Source organism: Desulfosarcina alkanivorans (genome assembly GCF_009688945.1).
Classification (GTDB): Bacteria; Desulfobacterota; Desulfobacteria; order Desulfobacterales; family Desulfosarcinaceae; genus Desulfosarcina; species Desulfosarcina alkanivorans.
Window position 1 is genome coordinate 5265968 of the sequence record NZ_AP021874.1, and the last position, 18877, is coordinate 5284844.

Genomic DNA, 18877 nt, shown 5'->3' on the forward strand with positions numbered 1-18877 from the left:
GATATGAGAAGTCGAGGTTATAATCTCTGCAAATTTTATGGGTACACTCAATCCATTTCTAGCTTTTATGAAGAAGGGCACAAGCGTGCGATTGGCCATAGATCAGGCGTGCTCAACTGGTTGTTGGGCCGGGGGGGACGATATTCTATGGGTCGCGCCAGCGATTACCGGGTAGAGGTATAGAAAGGTACTTCGATACAGGATGGCTATTAAAGTTTTGGGAGATTTTGCGGGACGGTCATGAAATTATGCGTTTCCATAGATTGCGCCCTGTACGGCAGTCGCAAACGGCTACAAGATCACCACATCGAAAACGACCCATATGTCCAGGTCAACGTCCTGATGGTCTGCGCTCATATTGGAGATTGAATCTTGAATCGGGTCGTGCTTAACTGAACACCTCTATTTATAAAAACGATGGCATTCGATCGCCGATGCACCCCGACGCGCTGCGATGATCGGGCGCCCCAACAGCGCAGCGATTATCGCTTCTCCCTCCTTGTCCGGGCTGTGGCCGATACCCGGACGGTCCGCAATGACGCCCGGTGGAGATGAAGCGGTCCATGAGGTGTTTCGCATACCATTTTAATTCGATCAGCAATCCATATCATTCTTCCGACGGCCTGCCCGCGCACCCGTTGCTGTCGATGGTCAATGGGGGACTATGGATCCAGTAACGGTTCAGAGTAAAGGAGGCGTTATGTTGTCACGAAATCTCGGACAATCAGGAATTTCAGTATCCGCCATTGGACTTGGATGCATGGGGCTTTCCGAGTTTTACGGGAAACCCACGCAAGCGTCGGAGGCCATCACACTGCTCCACCGGGCCGTCGATCTGGGCGTCACTCATTTTGATACGGCGGAAATCTACGGCCAAGGACACAATGAGCAACTACTGGGCAAGGCTTTTGCCGGACGTTGGGACCAAATTGTTCTGGCGACCAAGTTTGGTCCCCAACGGGACCCGGCCACGGGCGCCTTCGTGGGGGTGGACGGCTCTCCGGCCAATGTCCGGAACGCCTGCGAAAAAAGTCTTAAGCGTCTGGGTACCGAAAAGATTGACCTGTATTATCTCCACCGTGTTGATCCGGCCACGCAGATCGAGGATACAGTGGGTGAGATGGCCAGGTTGGTTCAAGAGGGCAAGATCGGGGCTGTTGGCCTGTCAGAGGCTTCAGCCAAGACGATTGAGCGGGCACATGCGGTTCATCCCATTGCCGCCCTTCAGACCGAGTACTCGATTTTCAGCCGTGATATTGAAAAGGACATACTCCCCACATGCGTGGCGCTTGGCATCAGCCTGGTGGCTTACTCCCCCTTAGGCAGGGGAATGCTGACCGGCCGCTACACCTCGGCCGGCGATCGACCCACCGGCGAGGATGATTTCCGGGCCCGGATGCAGCCTCGGTTCCAGCCGGGAAATATCGAGTCTAACCTCAAACTGGTGGCGGCGATCAAGGGGATTGCTGCCCAAAGAAGGTGCGTGGCCGCCCAGGTTGCCTTGTCCTGGGTGTTGGACCAAGGAGATCATGTTGTCGCCATTCCGGGCACGACCAAGCTCGCCAATCTCCAGACCAACCTGGGGGCACTTGAGTGTCGCCTCACAGAGGAGAATCGAAACACGCTCAATGAATTGGCAGATCAGGTGCTCGGGGATCGATATTCAGCTGAAGGAATGGCGTCGGTCAACCAGTAACGGTTGTCGGGAAAAAGTGGATCGGGCCATGGCAAAAAAAAGGGGGCAGGTCTTAACATCTTATCTCGCAGGCGTCGATAGCATTAAACCGATCGTCCGGAATAGGGCAAATCGCCGTGGTTGGCTGCTGCATGCGGCTTTTGAAAAAGAGAAGCACCGGCACGAAAGGCTATCGGTTTCGTGCCGGGGCAGATGTAGGAAGGTACTAACAGAACGGAAGCCGTAAGTTGCTTTTATTTTACACAAGCGGCATGCCAATTTTTATTACCGAAAGAGCCACATCGATTAAAGATAAATCACTTCTCCGGTATGAAAGTCGTAGAAAGCGGCAACAATTTTAACTTTATTATCCTTGACCCGGTCTGCTATTATTGGTTCCGAAGTTTCTATTTTCTTCGCCATTTGCCTGGCTAATTCTTTTGATGCGTTGTCAATGTCATTTCCTTCGGATTCCTTGACATGCTTTATGGCAGATTGAATTGCGGGAGTCAGCGTGGCAATATGTCCTTCCAGGGCAACCCCGCTGGCGACTGCCCCGACTGCGCCGCAACTGGCATGTCCCATAACGACAACAAGTGGTGTATGCAGATGAGAAACCGCGTATTCTATGCTTCCGAGCGTGTGATCACCAATTATGTTGCCCGCAACACGAACGACAAACAGATCCCCTAACCCCTGGTCAAAGATATCTACGGGGGGGACCCGGGAATCAGCACAGGTGAGCACTGTAGCGATGGGTTCCTGATGTGACAACAGTCTTTCCCGACTCTCCTTGCAGTGATTGGGATGTTCCAATTCTTCATTAACGAATCTTTCGTTTCCCCTCTTCAGTGTTTTGAGTACTTCATCTGCATTCATTCTTTTGGTTTGGAAGTCAGTCATTTTATACTCCATCGGATAAGCTGTAAAAGGATTGCAGCGCCAGAAGATCGTTATCGAGTCGAGTGTCATCACGTGGAAAATATTTAATAAAAACAAGGTATGGCATTCTTGAAAAAATGCAATTTTTTATTTTTTCCCGGCAATAACAGGGACGATTGTGCTTTCATGCCTGCGGCTGGACGGGGTTCGACCCGGCTCGATGACAATTGGTAAGGGGTTAGGTCAAAAACCGGGGTGTTTTTCGGCCTTAAATCGTTTTTAGGGTCGAAAATGAGCGGTTTAAGAAATCAGCGGCTAAAAGTCCGAATAAAGGGGTCTCGACATTTGACATTTTTAACTGTGGGGTAGTAGTTTGCAACTACTTGCCGCAATTGAAAGATGTGCCGGTGGATAGAACCCAAAAACAGATCAAAAACGGGTCATGTTGAGACCGGATTCCGTGGAGCATGTAAAATCTGCCCGTGGACCGGCCCAAAGCCCCCTGAGTCTATCCGGCGCGATAATAATTTTTCGCCCGCAAAAATTTTAAGATATAATCAGGCGGAATTGATTTTTGAAAATGTAAAGGGCTGCCCAAATAAGCAGTGCCATTTAAATTCTTCAGAAGGTGCTGAATATGAGCGAAAACATACCGACCTCCGTTAAACGATTCTCTCATACAATGCTGCCGGTCGTGGAAAAAACGGTATTTCGCATGGGCGTCGCCGGTTCCTACGGCATTGATTCCACGGATATCCGGTGGGCCGCCGAACATGGTGCCAATTACTGGGTCTGGGGACGGGGGTTCGGCAGGGTTACAGACGGAATCAGGGAGGTCATCCGGCATGATCGGGAAAACCACGTGGTCAGTATGCTGGGGTGGGGCTTTTTCGGATGGCAGGTGCGGCGGAGCGTGGAAAATGCCCTGCGAAAGCTGGATACAGACTACCTGGATGTCTTCAAACTGGGGTGGCTTGGGAGAACATCGATCTACAGCCAGGGAATCATCGATACCTTGTTGAAGCTCAAACGCGAGAAGAAGATATTGAGCATCGGTACCAGCATCCATGATCGGAAGCGGGCCGGAAGGCTGGCGCTGGACTCGGAGATCGATCTGTTCATGATCCGCTACAATGCCAAGCATCCTGGCGCCGAACAGGATATCTTCCCTCACCTGTCCAAGCGAAATCCAGCCGTCGTCGGCTATACCGCATTGGCCTGGGGACAGCTGATCAAACCGTTAAAAGGCACCGCCATGCCTTCCTGGCCGGGCAGGGTGGACTTCAATGGGCCGCCTCTTTCACCGGACCTTTGTTACCGGTTCGTGCTGTCCAGTCCACATGTCCACGTGGTGCTGACCGGACCGCAGAACCGGGAGCAGCTCCGCCGGAATCTGGATGCCATGGAGCAGGGACCATTGGCGCCGGATGAAATGGACTGGATCCGGCAGTACGGTCAATTGGTCAAATCGAAGAAAAGGCTCGATTACGTGAAATAGTCACAGCTTCATTATGTTCGATACCGATACCGATACCGATGCTGGGGTACACAGGGGGCATGAAGTTGTGCGTTCCCATCGATGGTGCCCTTTCCGGCAGTCGCCAACGGCTGCAGGATCACCCAATCGAAAAACGATCCATTCCTTATCGAAAAAAGTTTCATATCGACGCGACGCGATCCCGTGAAAAGTTGCCGATGTCCGGACCAAAACCCGTTCGTCAGCCCCTTCCAACCCTTATCATGAGCTGTGGGAAGAATGAGCATGGCCGAGAAAAAGACCACTACAGGCAAAAAACGGTCGCGGGGCATCACCGAGCCCCTGCAATACAAGATTGATCTCATCGGCCGTCTCGTGCGGCAGGTGGTGCGCCGGCAGGCCGGCGCCGACACCGCCCGAACGATCGAGGACCTGATGGATCTGTGCGAGGCCGCCGCCCGCTCGGATCAGTGGCGGACCCACACCGGCCTGCAGCCGCGCATCCAGGCCCTGGACCTGGATCAACTGGTCTGGATCTGCCGCGCCTTCACCACCTTTTTCCACCTGATCAACGAGGCCGAGCGTCAGGAGATCACCCGCATCAACCGCCTGGCGGCACAAAAGGAGACCCCGGAGCGCCCGCGCAAGGGGTCGATTCTCGAAGCGGTCCATCACCTCAAACAGCAGGGGATATCCGAACCGGACATGGATCTGCTGGTCCGCGAACTGGATATCGAACCGACCCTCACCGCCCATCCCACCGAGGTCCGCCGCGGGACGATCCTGTTCAAGCAGAACCGCATCGCCGGGTTGCTGGCGCGCCTTTCCCCGGACCGCGTCCTGTCCGGGCGGGACAGGGCCGACACCATCGACCGCATCGCCCACGAGGTGGCCCTGCTGCTGGTGACGGACGACGTGCGCCCGGATCGGCTGCGCGTGCAGGACGAGGTGAAAAACGGCATCTACTACCAGACCCATGCCATCTGGGAAACCCTGCCGCGCATCATCGGCGATCTGCGCGAGGCGCTGGGCACCTATTTCGACATCAGCGACCAGGCCCCGCCCTTTCTGCGTTTTCGGTCCTGGATCGGCGGCGACCGGGACGGCAACCCCTTCGTGACCCCCGCCATCACGGCCCGGACGCTGGATGCCCACCGCAATGCGGCCCTGGACAACCACCGCAAGGCCCTGGAGGCGTTATGGCAGGAGATGAGCATTTCATCGCTGCGGGTGGCCGTGCCCCACGCCCTGATGGAAGATATTCAGCACGAGGCCGATACAATCGCGCTGGATCCGGATGAGGTGCACCGGTACCGCTTCGAACCCTTCCGGCTCAAAATCGCCTGCATGCTGGAACGCCTAAAACAATTCAAAACCGACCCGGCCGGCGGTGCCTACAGCGTATCGCAATTCCAGGACGATCTCGCGCTGTTGAAAAACAGCCTGACCCACAGCGGGCTCGGGGCGCTTTCCGCCTACCGGAGCCTCTCCGATCTGATGGTCCGCAGCCGGGTGTTCGGTTTTCATCTGGCCGCGCTGGACATCCGGCAGCACAGCCGCGTCCATGAAGCCGTGATCGCGGAGCTGTTGAGGCTGTCCGGCGTCAGCGAGAACTACCCGGCCCTCGCGGAGTCGGAAAAAGTCGCCCTCCTGGAAAAAGAGCTGGCCAACCCGCGGCCGCTCTACCGCAATCGGGAAGACCTGTCGGATCAGACCGTCGAGCTGCTGGATGTGTTCAACCTGATGCGCCGGGAGATGCGCAGGGATGAAAAGGCCGTCGGTGCCTACATCGTCAGCATGACCCATACGGTGAGCGATCTGCTGGAAGTGCTGCTGCTGGCCAAAGAGGTCGGCCTGTGGCGTATGAAGGGCGGCGTGGTCACCACGCCGCTGGATGTGGTGCCGCTGTTTGAAACCATCGACGATCTTGAAGGGGCCGCGCCGCTGATGGCGTCCCTATACAACCATGCGCTCTACCGGCGTCATCTCAAGGCTCGCGGCGACTTCCAGGAGATCATGCTCGGCTACTCGGACAGCAACAAGGACGGCGGCTTCTGGATGGCCAACTGGGCGCTGCACAAGGGCCAGGAACGCCTGTCGGACGTCTGCCTGCAGAACAACATCAGGTTCCGCTTCTTCCACGGCCGGGGCGGCAGCGTGGGACGCGGCGGCGGTCGCGCCAACCAGGCCATTTTCGCCAACCCCGTCCAGAGCCGCAACGGCCGCATGCGCTTTACCGAACAGGGGGAAGTGATCTCCTTCCGCTACGCCCGGCCCTTCATCGCCCGCCGCCACCTGGAGCAGATCGTCAATGCCGTGCTGCAGACCGCCTACGACACCGAGTGCGACGTGGGCTGCAGCCCGCCCATGCAGGCCCTGATGGCGCGCATCGCCAGCCAGTCGATGCAGGCCTACCGCCGGCTCATCGACGATGCTCAGCTGTGGCAGTGGTACAAACAGATCACGCCCATCGAGCACATCGGCAGCCTGCCCATTGCCTCCCGGCCGGTCTCCAGGGTATCGGCCAGCGAGGTGCAGTTCGACGACCTGCGGGCCATCCCCTGGGTCTTCTCCTGGACCCAGACCCGTTATAACCTGCCGGGCTGGTACGGCGCCGGCACGGCCATCGCGGAGGAAATCGCCCACGACCCGAAAACCCTGGCACTGTTGCAGGAGATGTGGCAGAGCTGGCCCTTCTTCCGCACGGTGGTGGAAAACGTGCAGCTGGAACTGGCCCGCACCCGCATGGAGATCGCCCGGGCCTACAGCGGCCTTTCGGAGAAGCCGTTCCACGACATCATCGCAGCGGAATTTGAAAAGACCCGGGCGGCCGTGTTGAAGATCACCGGCCAGGAAAGGCTGCTGGACAACCACATGGCCATTCAGCAGTCCATCGTCCTGCGCAACCCGTACACCGACGTGCTCAACCTGATCCAGATCGAACTGCTCAAGCGCTGGGCCGCCAGTTCCGACAAGCCATCCATCCCCCTGCGCCAGGCCCTGTTTCTCAGCATCAACGGCATCGCGGCGGCCATGCAGAGCACGGGGTGAGGCCTGAAGGCGAACGGGGAATGCTGAAATGGCGTCGAGCCGCGGCAACTCCGAAACAGGCAAGAATACAAAAACCAGACGGTCAAGGGGGCTTCGGGTGTCCCGACGTTTCTTTCGGGCTTCAGTTCACAACCCCCTCGCTTGTCCGTTGGATGCAAGAAAGGAGTTCATACCGATGATCCGAAGATTGGCATATCTGGTTGCCATCGGGTTGATTCTCTCGGGCAGTAATACCTTGGCGGCAGATTCAAACAAGGAACTGCTCGCTCTTTCCGCCGCGGAACAATGGCTCACCATGGTTGACAGTGGAAAATATGACGACAGTTGGAAAGAAACCTCAGATTTATTCAGAAATGCGGTTCAGCTCGATCAGTGGGTGCAATCGATGCAGGCGATCCGAAAGCCGTTGGGTAAGCGTATTTCAAGAATGATGAAGACAACCGTCTACCAGTCCACTTTGCCCGGTGCGCCTGACGGTGATTACGTTGTCATCCAGTTCGATACCTCGTTTGAGAACAAAAAAGCAGCAGTTGAAACGATTACCCCGATGCTGGAAACGGATGGGGCCTGGCGAGTATCGGGATACTACATAAAATAAAAACCCAACCGGCCATTGCTGCGTATAGACGTTATTGGCGTCGTTTGAATTCGGTTACCACCCATGAAACGTTCAGCGTTGAGTCGCAATTGAATACCCAATCTTTTTATCTGGCATTGAAAAATTGCCGGGCTGGAATAACAACCTCGAACCTGTCGACCGGGTCAACGTCTTGATCGTCCACGTTTGTTTCGGAGATTGAATTGATCATAAGAAAAGATACCATTGCGGATAGTGAAGCCATTACCAGCGTCACCATCGCGGCGTTCAAAAACCATCCGGTCAGCAATCAGACCGAGCAATACATCGTCCATGCGCTGCGTGCCGCCGATGCCCTGACCGTATCGCTTGTGGCGGAGATCGATGGGCGGGTCGTCGGGCATATCGCTTTTTCACCGGTCGTCATTACCGACGGCACAGCCGAATGGTAAGGCCTGGGGCCGGTTTCCGTCCTGCCTGAACGACAGAAGCAGGGCATCGGCAAAGCCCTGATCAACGAAGGATTGTCCCGGTTGAAACAAATGGGCGGGCAGGGATGTGCGCTGGTCGGTGATCCGAACTACCATAATCGGTTCGGCTTCCGGAATTTCCCGGAACTTGTCTATGGGGGCGTTCCCCGGGAGGTTTTCCTGGCCCTGCCGTTCAACAAAGCGGTGCCCGAGGCGCAAGGCGCGGTCGTGTTCCATGAAGGGTTTTCGGCAACCGGCTTCCATTCACGGAAATGTTAGGTCGTGTTCATCCAGAAATAGGCAAATTGGGTCGAGATCTCCCGCTGGAAACCAGACGGGACAGGAACGCGCGCGAAAAATTTTACCGCCCCGTATAGATCACGGGATGCCCCACAGGCATATGGCTGATATTCCGAGGACAAAATTTTGAGCGCAACGCAGATATCGGACAAATTGGCCATTTATGGATGGGCACCAGGTAACCGTTACGCATTCCGTCTCCTAATCCAACCCATTCGGTCGAGGTGACACGATGTTCGCTGCAGTCGCTATTTCCATCGTGTGTGTTCTGTGCGCGATCATCCCATTGCATCGCGGCCGGAAGCCGCTCCCAGTGCGCCCGTGAGCGCACGATGTCAAAGAGGTGCAAGTCCTCTTCAGGCCTATCGCTCTCCGGGCCTGTAACCGAAGGTAACTGCGTCGCCGTGAGGCGGGGTGGGAAGCAACCGGAGGTGAACGACCAGTCCGTAGGATGACGAACTCGATTCGGCCGGGCGTTGCCGGCGAGCCTGCTTGGAGAATGGCGAAGCCTCTACCCGAAGAAAGGGGACCTGCCGAGCTAAGGGGTAGCGTGTTAAAGCTGGGACAGGGGGACGTCAGGTGGTTGGAGATGGAATGGTCGGAAGGCGTCGTGGGTAAAGCGGGGAGACCTGTCTGTGGGGTGATGTGGACAGGAGTCAGAGCCTTCATAGTACTGCAGCGGCGACTGTCGTGAGAAGCGCGGAGAGCAAACCCGTGCCGAGGGAAGGGAGGCAGGAAGGTGGATGTGTGAAATCCAGTAACAGGCAATGCACAAGCTACGTGTCGCCAGTGTCCCGTCGCGGCGGGACTAAACAAGGCACAGAAACCCGAAGTTGGGTGGAAGCCTCGATCTGGACAGAGCGCATGTTGGCGGCGCTGGAAAACGGCGTCAAAGGAGGCACATGGTTCAGCCTGATCGACAAGGTTGCCCGTCAGCGAACCCTTGAAATCGCGTGGCAGAAGGTCGCCGCAAACAAGGGGGCGGCAGGTGTGGACGGCCAGAGTATCGAACGGTTTGGGTACAAGGCGTCGGCTTACCTTGAGGAATTGTCGGAGTCGTTGAAACCGGGAACCTATCGCCCCCAGCCGGTCAAGCGCGTGGAGATCCCCAAGGGACCGGGTAAGACCCGCCCACTGGGAATTCCGGTGGTCAAGGACCGCATCGTGCAGACGGCGTTGAAGTTGGTGATAGAACCGATTTTCGAAAAGGAATTCGAGGAGACGAGCTTTGGCTTCCGACCGGGGCGCGGTTGCAAGAGCGCCCTTCGAGAGGTGGACCGCCTGATTAAGAATGGCTGCACCCATGTCGTGGATGCGGACCTGGCGAGCTACTTCGACACCATTGCCCATGACCGGTTGATGGCGCTGGTGGAAACGCGCATCAGCGACGGGCGGGTTCTCGACCTGATTCACGGGTATCTCAAACAGGATATCATCAGCGAGCTCAAGCGATGGACGCCGATTGGTGGCACGCCGCAAGGTGCGGTTATCAGCCCGCTGTTGGCGAACCTGTACCTGCATCCGCTGGACCGTCTGATGCGGTCCAAAGGGTACCGCATGGTGCGTTATGCCGATGACTTTGTCGTGATGTGCCCGAGCCCGGAGACGGCTCAATCGGCGCTGGCCGTTATAAACGCCTGGGTAGCGGCAAACGGTCTGACCTTGCATCCGGACAAAACCCACGTGGGGGATTGCACGGTACCGGGGCAAGGCTTCGAGTTTCTGGGATATCGGTTCGAGGCTGGAAGACGATGGGTCCGCCGCAAAAGTTTGAACGCCTTGCGGGATCGCATTCGGACCAAGACCCGGCGCACGCGAGGAAACAGCCTCAAACACATTATTGAGGACCTGAACCCGATGCTGCGTGGGTGGTTTGGTTATTTCAAACATGCGAATTCCAATGAGTTCAAATCGGTCGATGGATTTATCCGTCGTCGGCTTCGATCGGTGCTACGGAAACAGCAGAAGCGTCCTGGAATGGGTCAATGCCGTAAAGACCATACCCGCTGGCCGAATGCTTTCTTTGCTGAGCGTGGGCTTTTCACCATGACCGAAGCCCATGCACTGGCAAGCCAATCACGATGTTGAAACCACCGACTGGAGAGCCGTGTGCGGGAGAACCGCACGCACGGTTCGGAGGGCGGGGAGGGCGACGGCCCTTCCCGACCCCTATCGAATAACCGACCTGATTGAAAGATGTTTTCCCAGACGTTGAAATTTCCCTTTTCTGTTGTCGCCCACGTGACGTTATCCTGCCGTTTACCATGGCAAACCGGTTGTCTGCGAGATTCCCATGCTGACCTTTCGGGGTTGCCAAAACCGGCGATCTGTCGCACTATAAGGTCATCTTGTGCCGTGGGGAGGATTTCCCCGCGGTCTGACCGACAGTCCCATGCAATCCTCAAAGGAAATTCAATGCGCACATACATCAAATGGCTGATGATGGGGATCCTGTTCGCGCTGGTTGTCAGTGGCTGCGGCTACAATGCGCTGCAGCAGATGGAGGAACAGGTCTTCCGGTCCTGGTCGGACGTGGAGAGCAACCTGCAGCGGCGGGCCGACCTGATTCCCAACCTGGTGGCCACCGTCAAGGGATTCGCCGCCCATGAACGAGAGACCCTCCAGGCGGTGGTCGAGGCGCGGGCCAGGGCCACCAGCGTCCAGCTGTCGCCCAAGGATCTGGGCAATGCCCAGGCCATGCAGCAGATGCTGGATGCCCAGGGCGGGCTCTCTTCGGCCCTGTCGCGCCTGATGGTGGTCGTGGAGCGGTACCCGGACCTCAAGGCCAACCAGAATTTCATGGACCTGCAGAACCAGCTGGAAGGTACGGAAAACCGGATCAACGTGGCCCGCCAGCGCTACAACCAGGCGGTCGAGGCATTCAACGGCAAGATCCGCAGCCTGCCATACAGCCTTACCAACAGCCTGATCCTGCACCTCGAGCGCAAGGAATACTTCAAGGCCGAAACCGGTGCCGCCCAGGCGCCCAAGATCAATTTCGAGTAACCCCAGCGCCATGAACGCTCACAGGCTCCTGAAAACATGTGCTGCGGCGCTGCTCGCTGTGCTGCTGGCGTTCCTCACGGCCATTTCCGCCACGGCCCTTGACGTCCCCCGCCTCGAGGGACACGTCAACGACTACGCCGGCATGCTCAGCCCGGCCAGCGTACGGCAGCTGGAGGCGCTGCTGACCGACTTCGAGCAAAAGGAGTCGACCCAGATTGCGCTCCTGACCATTCCTTCCCTCAAAGGCGATTCGCTGGCGGATTTCTCCATCCGGGTGGCCGAGGCCTGGAAAATCGGCCAGGAGGGCCTGGACAACGGCGCCATCCTGCTGATCGCCAAGGCCGACCGCAAGATCCGCATCGAGGTCGGATACGGGCTGGAAGGCCGTCTGACCGATCTTCTCGCCGGGAGAATCATCCGCAATGTGATCGCCCCGCACTTTAAGGCGGGCGCCTTTGACCAGGGGATCGCCGCGGGCATCTCCGCCATGATCGATGTCGTGCGCGGAGAATTCTCAGCAGCCGAAAGCCCACCGCCGTCCCGTCCGAAGCGGACGGGCATTCCCCTTTTGCCCCTGTTGGCGATCTTCTTTCTGCTCAATGCCCTGGGCCGCGCCAGCCGAACGTTAGGGGCCGTGGCCGGCGGCGTCCTGGCACCGGTTGCCGGCGGGCTGTTCTTCGGCCTCGGCCCCCTGTTTCTTCTGGCGCTGATCCCCGTGGGTATCGCTGCCGGCCTGCTGGTCAGCCTGATCGGCGGACCGCTGTCCATGGGCCACGGCGGCATCCGCCGCGGCGGCGGGTACTGGGGAGGCGGGTTCGGCGGTGGCGGCGGGTTCTCCTCCGGCGGGTTTGGCGGTTTCTCGGGCGGCGGCGGGGGGTTCGGCGGCGGGGGCGCATCGGGCGGATGGTAGCCGGAGGAGAGTAAAAATGAAAAACCTGGCCGACATATTTTTATCCGAAGCGGATCACGGTCGCATCCGCACCGCGGTGGCGGCGGCCGAGAAGAAGACGGCCGGCGAGATCGTCTGCATGGTCGCTTCTTCCAGCTACCACTATCCCCTGGCCAACGTGCTCGGGGCCACGGCGACCGCCCTGCCCGTGTCGCTGCTGGGCACCCATTTCCTGGGGGCCTGGCTGTGGATCGGCAGCCAGAACATGTGGCTCTTTCTGGGCCTGTTCACCATCTGCTTCGCGCTCTTTCACTGGACGGTCGAACGACTCCCCGGCCTCAAGCGCCGGTTCATATCCCGGCGAGAGATCGACGAAGAAGTCGAAGAGGCCGCCATCAACGCCTTTTTCCGGCAGGGCCTCTACCGCACCCGCGATGCCAGCGGCGTGCTCCTGTTCATCTCCGTTTTCGAACACAAGGTGTGGCTGCTGGCCGACCGGGGCATTCACCAGAAGGTGCCCCAGGCCGAATGGGATGACCTGGTGGCCCAGGTCACCCGCGGCATTCGTGAGGGCCACCGCACGGATGCCATCTGCAGCGCAATCGAGGCCATCGGGCAGCGTCTCGAAGCCCATTTTCCCGTCAAGCCGGACGACGTCGACGAGCTGAAAAACCTGATTGTCGAAAAGCGGTGAAGCTGGACCCGATTTAGGGGTTTTCGAGCAGATCCAGCGCCGCCCGGCAATACGTCTCCACACCGGTGATCAGGATATCTTCGCTGAAGTCGAACCGCGGACTGTGGATGCCGGCATAGGCGTCGTTGCCGGCACCGAGGCAAAAATAGCAGCCTGCGGCTTTTTCCAGGAAAAACGACATGTCTTCGCCGCCCAGTGTCGGGTCCGGCACGACCACCCGGTCAAGGCCGACGACTTCGCCGGCGATCCGCGTCATCCGCTCCGCCATCCCGGCATCATTGATGGTCGGCGGGTAGCCCTGCTCGAATGTCGCTTCGTACCCGGCCCCCATTGAATCGCAGACCCCCTTGACCACCGTTTCGATGATATCGGGCCAGCGCCGCCAGGTGTCCGGCTCGAAGGTTCTGGCCGTCCCGGACAGGCGGGCCGTCTCGGGGATGACGTTGAAGGCGGTGCCCGCCCGAAAGCGCCCGACGGTGACCACCGTGGGCCGCAATGGATTCATCTGCCGGCTGACGATGCGCTGCAGGGCCGCCACCACCTGGCAGCCGACGTCCAGGGCGTCCACGCACTGGTGGGGCAGGGCACCGTGGCCGCCCCGGCCCTTGATGGTGATGTCAAAACTGAACATGGCCGCCATCAGGGCGCCGGCCCGGATGCCGATGGTGCCTTCGGGGATATCGGGCCAGATGTGGCAGCCCAGGGCGTAATCCACCCGGGGGTCGTCCATGACGCCGGCGTCGATCATGGGTTTCGCCCCGCCGGGCCCTTCTTCCGCCGGCTGGAAGACAAACTTGATATTGCCGCCGATCCGGTCCTTCAGCCGGTTCATGACCGAGGCGGTGACCAGCGCCATGGCCGTGTGACCGTCGTGCCCGCAGGCGTGCATGACCCCGGGGTGCTCGGACGCGAACGGCAGGCCCGTTGCTTCGTGGATGGGCAGGGCGTCCATGTCCGCCCGCACCAGCAGTGTCGGGCCGGGGCGGCCGGTTTCCAGGGTTGCCGTCACGCCGGTGCGGGCGATGCCGGTGGCGACCCGCAGGCCTTCTTTTTTAAGGTAGTCGGCCACATAAGTGCCGGTCTTCTTTTCCCTGAATCCCAGTTCCGGGATGCGGTGCAGGTCGCGGCGGGTGGTGACGATCCGCTCCCTGTACGAGTTAACCTGATCGGTGATGTTCATGGCAATGGGTTCCGTTTCCGAATATGGCGGTTGAAGGATGGCACGGGGCGTTTTCAGGTTGCGACAGGTCTAATTCAGAAACAACCAGCAGGCCAGGACGGCGAAGATCACCCCGGCCGCATCCGCCGTCAGGGCGGCGGCCATGGCGTGCCGGATCCTTCGCACCTGCACCGCGCCGAAGTAGACCGCCATGACGTAGAAGGTGGTTTCCGTGGATCCCTGCAGGGTGGAGACCAGGACACCCGTATAGCTGTCCGGACCGATGGCCGGGTCGTTGATGATCGATGCGAGGATGCCGTAGGCGCCGGATCCGCTCAGGGGCCGCATCAGGGCCATGGGCAGGGCCTCGGCCGGCAGGCCGAACCGCCCGGTGACCGGCGACAGGGCGCCCACCAGCAGATCCATGGCCCCGCTGGCCCGCAGCATGCCCACGGCCACCAGGATGGCCACCAGGTAGGGAATGATGCGCAGGGCCACCTGAAAGCCTTCCTTGGCCCCGTCCACGAACACCTCGTAGACCTTGACCCGCCGCACCGCGCCGAAGACGAGAAATCCTGCCATCAACCCCGGCAGGATCCATGGGGAGAGGGCCTTGCCGAAAAGGATGGCGCCGGGAATCAGCGACGCCAGGGCGACCAGCGCGACGATGCTGACCCAGAGCGGGTAGGCGCCCTCCGCCGCCGCCAGCGTGGATGCTTCCCCGGAATCGGTCACGGTGGATGTTTTTACCGAATCCGTTGCCCGCGATCGCTCCATGGGCACCAGCCGCTGGTAGAGTTTGGCGGCCACGATGGCCACCGCGGTGGAACCGATGGTGGCCAGCAGGGTGGTGGGCAGGATGATGGCCGGGTCGGCGCTGCCCGCCGCGGCCCGCAGGGCGATCACACCCGTGGGCAGCAGGGTCACACTGGAGGTGTTGACGGCCAGGAACAGGGCCATGGCGTTGGTGGCCGTTCCCGGCTGCGTGTTGAGGCGTTCCAGTTCCTGCATGGCCCGGATGCCGAAGGGCGTGGCGGCGTTGCCCAGCCCCAGGGCATTGGCGGAGAGGTTGAGAATCATGGCCCCCATGGCCGGGTGCTCGGCGGGCACCTCGGGAAAGAGCCGCACCATCAGCGGCCGGATCAGCCGTGCCAGGATGACCAGCATGCCCCCCGCCTCGGCGACCTTCATCAGGCCCAGAAACAAGGTCATGACGCCCACCAGGCCGATGGCCAGGTCGACCGCGCCGGCGGCCGATTCCACCATGGCGGTGGAGAGGGCCTCCATGGGCGAGGTCAGGTCCGCCGCCGGCTGGAAGGAGAACTGCTTCCAGCCGGCGAAGAGCACGGCGGCGAGGACGATGACCAGGAAGATCCGGTTCACGCGGCCGGACCGCCCTTTTCCGCATCACCTGACGGTTTGAGCAGAATCCGGGCGTCGACGACGCTCAGTCCCTCATGGTGAACGATGACCGGATTGAGATCCATCTCTTCGATCTGGGGATAGGCTTCGATGATTTCCGAGCAGGTCAACAGCAGGTTGATCAGGGCTTTTTTGTCGTGGGGGGTGTCGCCCCGAACGCCGTCGAGGATCGGGTGGGACTTGGTGTCCTCGATCATCATGCGTGCGGTCAGGCGGGTGATGGGCAGTACGCGAAAGGAGACATCCTTCAGTATCTCCACCATGACCCCGCCCAGTCCGTACATGATGACCGGGCCGAACTGGTCGTCGATCTTGGTGCCGATGATGACCTCTACGCCCGTCTGGACCATCGGGCAGACCAGCACGCCCTCGATGCGGGCGTCGGCCTTGAACGTCCTGGCATTCTTGATGATTTCCCGGAAGGCCTTTTTGACTTTTTCCTTGCCCGACAGGTTCAGCAGGACCCCTTTGGCGTCGCTTTTATGCAGGATGTCCGGCGAGGCGATCTTCAAGGCCACTTTGCCGCCCATGACCGCTGCCGCATCCGCTGCCTCCTGGGCCGTTCCGGCCAGTACATCCCGGGTGACCGCCGCCCCGTGAAGCCCGAGCAGCCGCTTGGCTTCGGGTTCGAGCAGGGCGGTGCGGCCCTGCCGGTAAACCGTATCGATGATCTTCCGGCCATCGGGCTTGGCTTTGGCGCCCCAGTTGAATACGAAGTTGGTTTTGGCGTGGTAGCCTTTCAGGTATCTGCCGTATTGGGCCAGCACGCCGATGGACTTGCAGGCCACATCCAGGCTGCCGAAAACGGGAATGTCATAGTAGCGCAGCAGGTCCAGGCTGTGGGGTTTTTCCGAATTGTAGAGGCTGTGCACCACGATGGCTTTTTTATAACGCCTGACCATTTTTCCCATCTGGTGGGCGGCATCTTCCTCCATCATGGCCAGGCTGGCGGCAAAGCGGATGCCGTAGCCGCCGAACAGGCCGACGATCAGCAGGCCGCCCACGTTGGGGTCGTTGAGGATGATCCGGGCGCAATCGGCGAAGATGGCCGGATTGTCGTCGGTGCCGCCGGCCACGTCGATGGGATTTCTCACCGCGGCGCCGCCGGGGAGAATGGCCCGCAGCTTGTCCTGGGTCTTTTTCTCCAGCTCTGGAATCTGGACTCCCAGGTCGGTGAGGGTGTCCGCCGCGATGGTGGCGTGTCCCCCGCCGTCGGCCAGGATGGCGATCCGGTTGTTTCTGATGGGCGGCAGACTGGAAAGGGATTCGGCGGCCGGGAAGAGTTCGTCCGAGTTCTCAATGACGATGATCCCGGCCCGCTCGAAGGCGCCCTTGGCCACCCGGGACATGCCCGCCAGGGCCCCGGTGTGGGAACCGGCGGAACGTTTTCCGGTGGAGGATCGCCCGCTTTTGAGCAGGACCACCGGCTTTTTTTCGGTGGTTTTGTAGGCCGTCTGCAGAAACTTGCGGCCATCGCGCATGCCTTCCACATACATCAGGATGGCCCGGGTGTCGGGATCATTTCTGAAAAACTCCAGATACTCGTGGAAGCGGATGTCCGCCTCGTTGCCCACGCCAACGTAGTAGGTGAATCCCTTGCGGCTTTTCAGTTTGGCTTCGGTGATCAGGGTCAATGCCATGTTGCCGCTCTGGGTCAGCAGGGCGATATCCCCCCTGGGGGAATCTTTCAACCCCACCAGGTTGAGGTTGTCTTTGAGGTTCATCATGCCGGAGGTGTTGGGGCCGATCAGGCGGATGTGATTGCTCCCGGCCGCCTCCAATACCCGGTTTTCCAGGGCTTTTCCCGTTGCCCCGGTCTCGCCGAATCCGGTGGCCAGGATGACGGCGCCCTTGACCCCCTTCTTGCCGCAATCCTCCAGGATCGCCGGAACGGTCCGCGCCGGGGTGGCAATGAGGGCCACATCCACATCACCCGGGATCTTTGAGACGGCGGTGTGGCACGCCAGTCCCATGATGCGGCTTTCCTTGGGGTTGACCGGGTAGATGGCGCCTTCGTAGCCCTCGTCCAGCAGGGTTCGAATGGTCTGGTAACCGCGTTTGGTGGGCACCTTGGATGCACCCACGACGGCGACGGATCGGGCGTTGAGGACATGTTCGAGAGACATCGTATACTCCTTTTGCAAGTGCCGTTTCACAGCAGGCATCTTTTGGCCCAGGTTGGGGAGAAATGGAAAGAATTCAGAAGTCAGGAGTCAGAATCCAGAATAAGGATTCCGCCGTTGGCTCAATCCTTATTTTTGATACGAAGAAGCGAAGCGACCGCAACATTCTTCTGGCTCCTGTTTTCTGACTTCTGAATTCTGTTATTCTTTCTTACGGTCTTCGAATTCTTTCAGCGACGACTGCCGCTCCTTGGTGGAAACGCAGGCCAGGCAGGCCTCCACCTCGAAGTCCATCAGGGCTTCCAGGCTGGTTTCGCCCATTGCCATGTTCAATCCCTTCTTGATCATCTTCAGGGAAAAGGCCGAGTTGGCGGCAATTTTGGCGGCCATCTCCATGACGGTTTCCATGAGCTCTTCCGCCGGCACGGCCCGGTTGACCAGCCCGATGCGCTGGGCCTCCGTGCCGTCGATATACTCACCGGTGAAGAGCAGTTCGCGTGCTTTCCCGGGCCCGATCAGATCCTGGACCAGGCGAAACGCCCCGCCGGTGACCGACGAGGTGACCTTGGCCTCGGGGCTGCCGATCTTGGCCGCTTCGGCGGCGATGCGGATATCGCAGGCCAGGGCCAGTTCATACCCGGACCCGATGGCATAGCCGTTGATGGCGGCGATGGTGGGTTTTTCAAACCGGATGATGGCCCGGGACGCCTCCTGGAGCGACACCAGGTAATCCCGGTAGTCCTCGATGGAGCGGGTTTTGGACTCCTTGAGGTCGGCGCCGGTGGAGAAGGCGCGCCCCTCTCCGGTGACGACCACCACCTTGATCCCGTCGTCGGCACGGGCATCGTCCAGGGCGGCCTGCATATCCAGCCATAGCCGCTTGTTCATGGCGTTGAGCACCTGGGGCCGGTTGAGCCGGATGACGGCCACGCCTTCCTGTTTGTGGTAAATGATACATTCGAGATCCATGGGTTACCCTCGGGTTGATATTGCTGTAAAAAAAAAGAGTTTCCGTTCATGGAACGTTGAAACTATAAATTAGAAATTTGGTCTTCATGCATTTTTTTTACTATTAGTTCCTGAACTCGTTTCATCTCTCCCCAATTTCTACTTTCCCATTTCAAGTTTCAATCCATGAACAGTTATAAAAAG

General features: G+C 59.3%; 15 protein-coding genes. 9 read left to right on the forward strand and 6 right to left on the reverse strand.

Annotated features, from left to right (window positions below):
* Positions 1 to 700: 700 nt before the first annotated feature.
* Entirely contained in the window at positions 701 to 1696 is a 996-nt protein-coding gene (locus tag DSCA_RS23105) for an aldo/keto reductase (protein WP_155318696.1), read from the forward strand.
* Positions 1697 to 1981: 285 nt separating this feature from the next.
* On the opposite strand, the gene DSCA_RS23110 is transcribed toward DSCA_RS23105, so the two are convergent.
* Positions 1982 to 2578 carry a carbonic anhydrase gene (locus DSCA_RS23110; RefSeq protein ID WP_167527923.1) on the reverse strand — a complete coding sequence of 199 codons (597 nt, stop codon included), beginning with the start codon at positions 2576 to 2578 and terminating at the stop codon, positions 1982 to 1984.
* A gap of 616 nt (positions 2579 to 3194) precedes the next feature.
* On the opposite strand from DSCA_RS23110, the gene DSCA_RS23115 reads away from it, so the two are divergent.
* From DSCA_RS23115 to DSCA_RS32685, 4 genes are all read left to right on the forward strand, one after another.
* A complete protein-coding gene (locus tag DSCA_RS23115; RefSeq protein ID WP_155318697.1) occupies positions 3195 to 4055 on the forward strand; it encodes an aldo/keto reductase in 861 nt (286 codons plus the stop codon).
* Positions 4056 to 4319: 264 nt separating this feature from the next.
* Positions 4320 to 7085, forward strand: coding sequence for a phosphoenolpyruvate carboxylase (gene ppc / locus DSCA_RS23120; protein WP_155318698.1), 2766 nt, complete (start codon positions 4320 to 4322; stop codon positions 7083 to 7085).
* Positions 7086 to 7260: 175 nt separating this feature from the next.
* The gene (locus tag DSCA_RS23125) at positions 7261 to 7683 is read left to right on the forward strand and encodes a DUF4019 domain-containing protein (protein WP_155318699.1); all 423 of its coding nucleotides are present in this window, start codon (positions 7261 to 7263) and stop codon (positions 7681 to 7683) included.
* A gap of 203 nt (positions 7684 to 7886) precedes the next feature.
* Positions 7887 to 8114, forward strand: a complete 228-nt coding sequence (locus DSCA_RS32685) for a GNAT family N-acetyltransferase (protein WP_231716255.1) — start codon at positions 7887 to 7889, stop codon at positions 8112 to 8114.
* On the opposite strand, the gene DSCA_RS33075 is transcribed toward DSCA_RS32685, so the two are convergent.
* Positions 8076 to 8369: a hypothetical protein gene (locus tag DSCA_RS33075; protein ID WP_331457126.1), complete on the reverse strand. Its 294-nt coding sequence runs from the start codon at positions 8367 to 8369 to the stop codon at positions 8076 to 8078. The two genes, DSCA_RS32685 and DSCA_RS33075, sit on opposite strands and share 39 nt — an antisense overlap.
* A 900-nt stretch (positions 8370 to 9269) precedes the next feature.
* Here DSCA_RS33075 and ltrA point away from each other — a divergent pair.
* From ltrA to DSCA_RS23150, 4 genes are all read left to right on the forward strand, one after another.
* Positions 9270 to 10520, forward strand: coding sequence for a group II intron reverse transcriptase/maturase (ltrA, locus tag DSCA_RS23135; RefSeq protein ID WP_197904649.1), 1251 nt, complete (start codon positions 9270 to 9272; stop codon positions 10518 to 10520).
* A gap of 327 nt (positions 10521 to 10847) precedes the next feature.
* Positions 10848 to 11438, forward strand: a complete 591-nt coding sequence (locus DSCA_RS23140) for a LemA family protein (protein WP_155318700.1) — start codon at positions 10848 to 10850, stop codon at positions 11436 to 11438.
* Between the two features lie 10 nt (positions 11439 to 11448).
* Positions 11449 to 12348: a TPM domain-containing protein gene (locus DSCA_RS23145; protein ID WP_155318701.1), complete on the forward strand. Its 900-nt coding sequence runs from the start codon at positions 11449 to 11451 to the stop codon at positions 12346 to 12348.
* Positions 12349 to 12364: 16 nt separating this feature from the next.
* Positions 12365 to 13021, forward strand: a complete 657-nt coding sequence (locus tag DSCA_RS23150; RefSeq protein WP_155318702.1) for a TPM domain-containing protein — start codon at positions 12365 to 12367, stop codon at positions 13019 to 13021.
* 13 nt (positions 13022 to 13034) lie between these two features.
* On the opposite strand, the gene DSCA_RS23155 is transcribed toward DSCA_RS23150, so the two are convergent.
* The 4 genes from DSCA_RS23155 to DSCA_RS23170 form a co-directional block, all read right to left on the reverse strand.
* On the reverse strand, positions 13035 to 14201 hold the full coding sequence (locus DSCA_RS23155) for a M20 metallopeptidase family protein (RefSeq protein ID WP_155318703.1): 1167 nt from the start codon (positions 14199 to 14201) through the stop codon (positions 13035 to 13037).
* Positions 14202 to 14270: 69 nt separating this feature from the next.
* Positions 14271 to 15563 carry a nucleoside recognition domain-containing protein gene (locus DSCA_RS23160; RefSeq protein ID WP_155318704.1) on the reverse strand — a complete coding sequence of 431 codons (1293 nt, stop codon included), beginning with the start codon at positions 15561 to 15563 and terminating at the stop codon, positions 14271 to 14273.
* Positions 15560 to 17728, reverse strand: a complete 2169-nt coding sequence (locus tag DSCA_RS23165) for an acetate--CoA ligase family protein (protein WP_155318705.1) — start codon at positions 17726 to 17728, stop codon at positions 15560 to 15562. Before DSCA_RS23165 ends, DSCA_RS23160 begins: the two co-directional genes overlap by 4 nt.
* A 198-nt stretch (positions 17729 to 17926) precedes the next feature.
* Positions 17927 to 18694: an enoyl-CoA hydratase/isomerase family protein gene (locus DSCA_RS23170; RefSeq protein ID WP_155318706.1), complete on the reverse strand. Its 768-nt coding sequence runs from the start codon at positions 18692 to 18694 to the stop codon at positions 17927 to 17929.
* Between the last annotated feature and the right edge of the window lie 183 nt (positions 18695 to 18877).

Bases quoted from the DNA above. Each gene is read 5' to 3' on its own strand.
- DSCA_RS23125 (WP_155318699.1), top strand. From the start codon at position 7,261: ATGATCCGAAGATTGGCATATCTGGTTGCCATCGGGTTGATTCTCTCG.
- DSCA_RS23155 (WP_155318703.1), bottom strand. From the start codon at position 14,201: ATGAACATCACCGATCAGGTTAACTCGTACAGGGAGCGGATCGTCACC.
- DSCA_RS23165 (WP_155318705.1), bottom strand. From the start codon at position 17,728: ATGTCTCTCGAACATGTCCTCAACGCCCGATCCGTCGCCGTCGTGGGT.
- DSCA_RS23145 (WP_155318701.1), top strand. From the start codon at position 11,449: ATGAACGCTCACAGGCTCCTGAAAACATGTGCTGCGGCGCTGCTCGCT.
- DSCA_RS23115 (WP_155318697.1), top strand. From the start codon at position 3,195: ATGAGCGAAAACATACCGACCTCCGTTAAACGATTCTCTCATACAATG.
- DSCA_RS33075 (WP_331457126.1), bottom strand. From the start codon at position 8,369: ATGGAACACGACCGCGCCTTGCGCCTCGGGCACCGCTTTGTTGAACGG.
- DSCA_RS23140 (WP_155318700.1), top strand. From the start codon at position 10,848: ATGCGCACATACATCAAATGGCTGATGATGGGGATCCTGTTCGCGCTG.
- DSCA_RS23150 (WP_155318702.1), top strand. From the start codon at position 12,365: ATGAAAAACCTGGCCGACATATTTTTATCCGAAGCGGATCACGGTCGC.
- DSCA_RS23105 (WP_155318696.1), top strand. From the start codon at position 701: ATGTTGTCACGAAATCTCGGACAATCAGGAATTTCAGTATCCGCCATT.
- DSCA_RS23170 (WP_155318706.1), bottom strand. From the start codon at position 18,694: ATGGATCTCGAATGTATCATTTACCACAAACAGGAAGGCGTGGCCGTC.
- DSCA_RS23110 (WP_167527923.1), bottom strand. From the start codon at position 2,578: ATGACTGACTTCCAAACCAAAAGAATGAATGCAGATGAAGTACTCAAA.
- ppc (WP_155318698.1), top strand. From the start codon at position 4,320: ATGGCCGAGAAAAAGACCACTACAGGCAAAAAACGGTCGCGGGGCATC.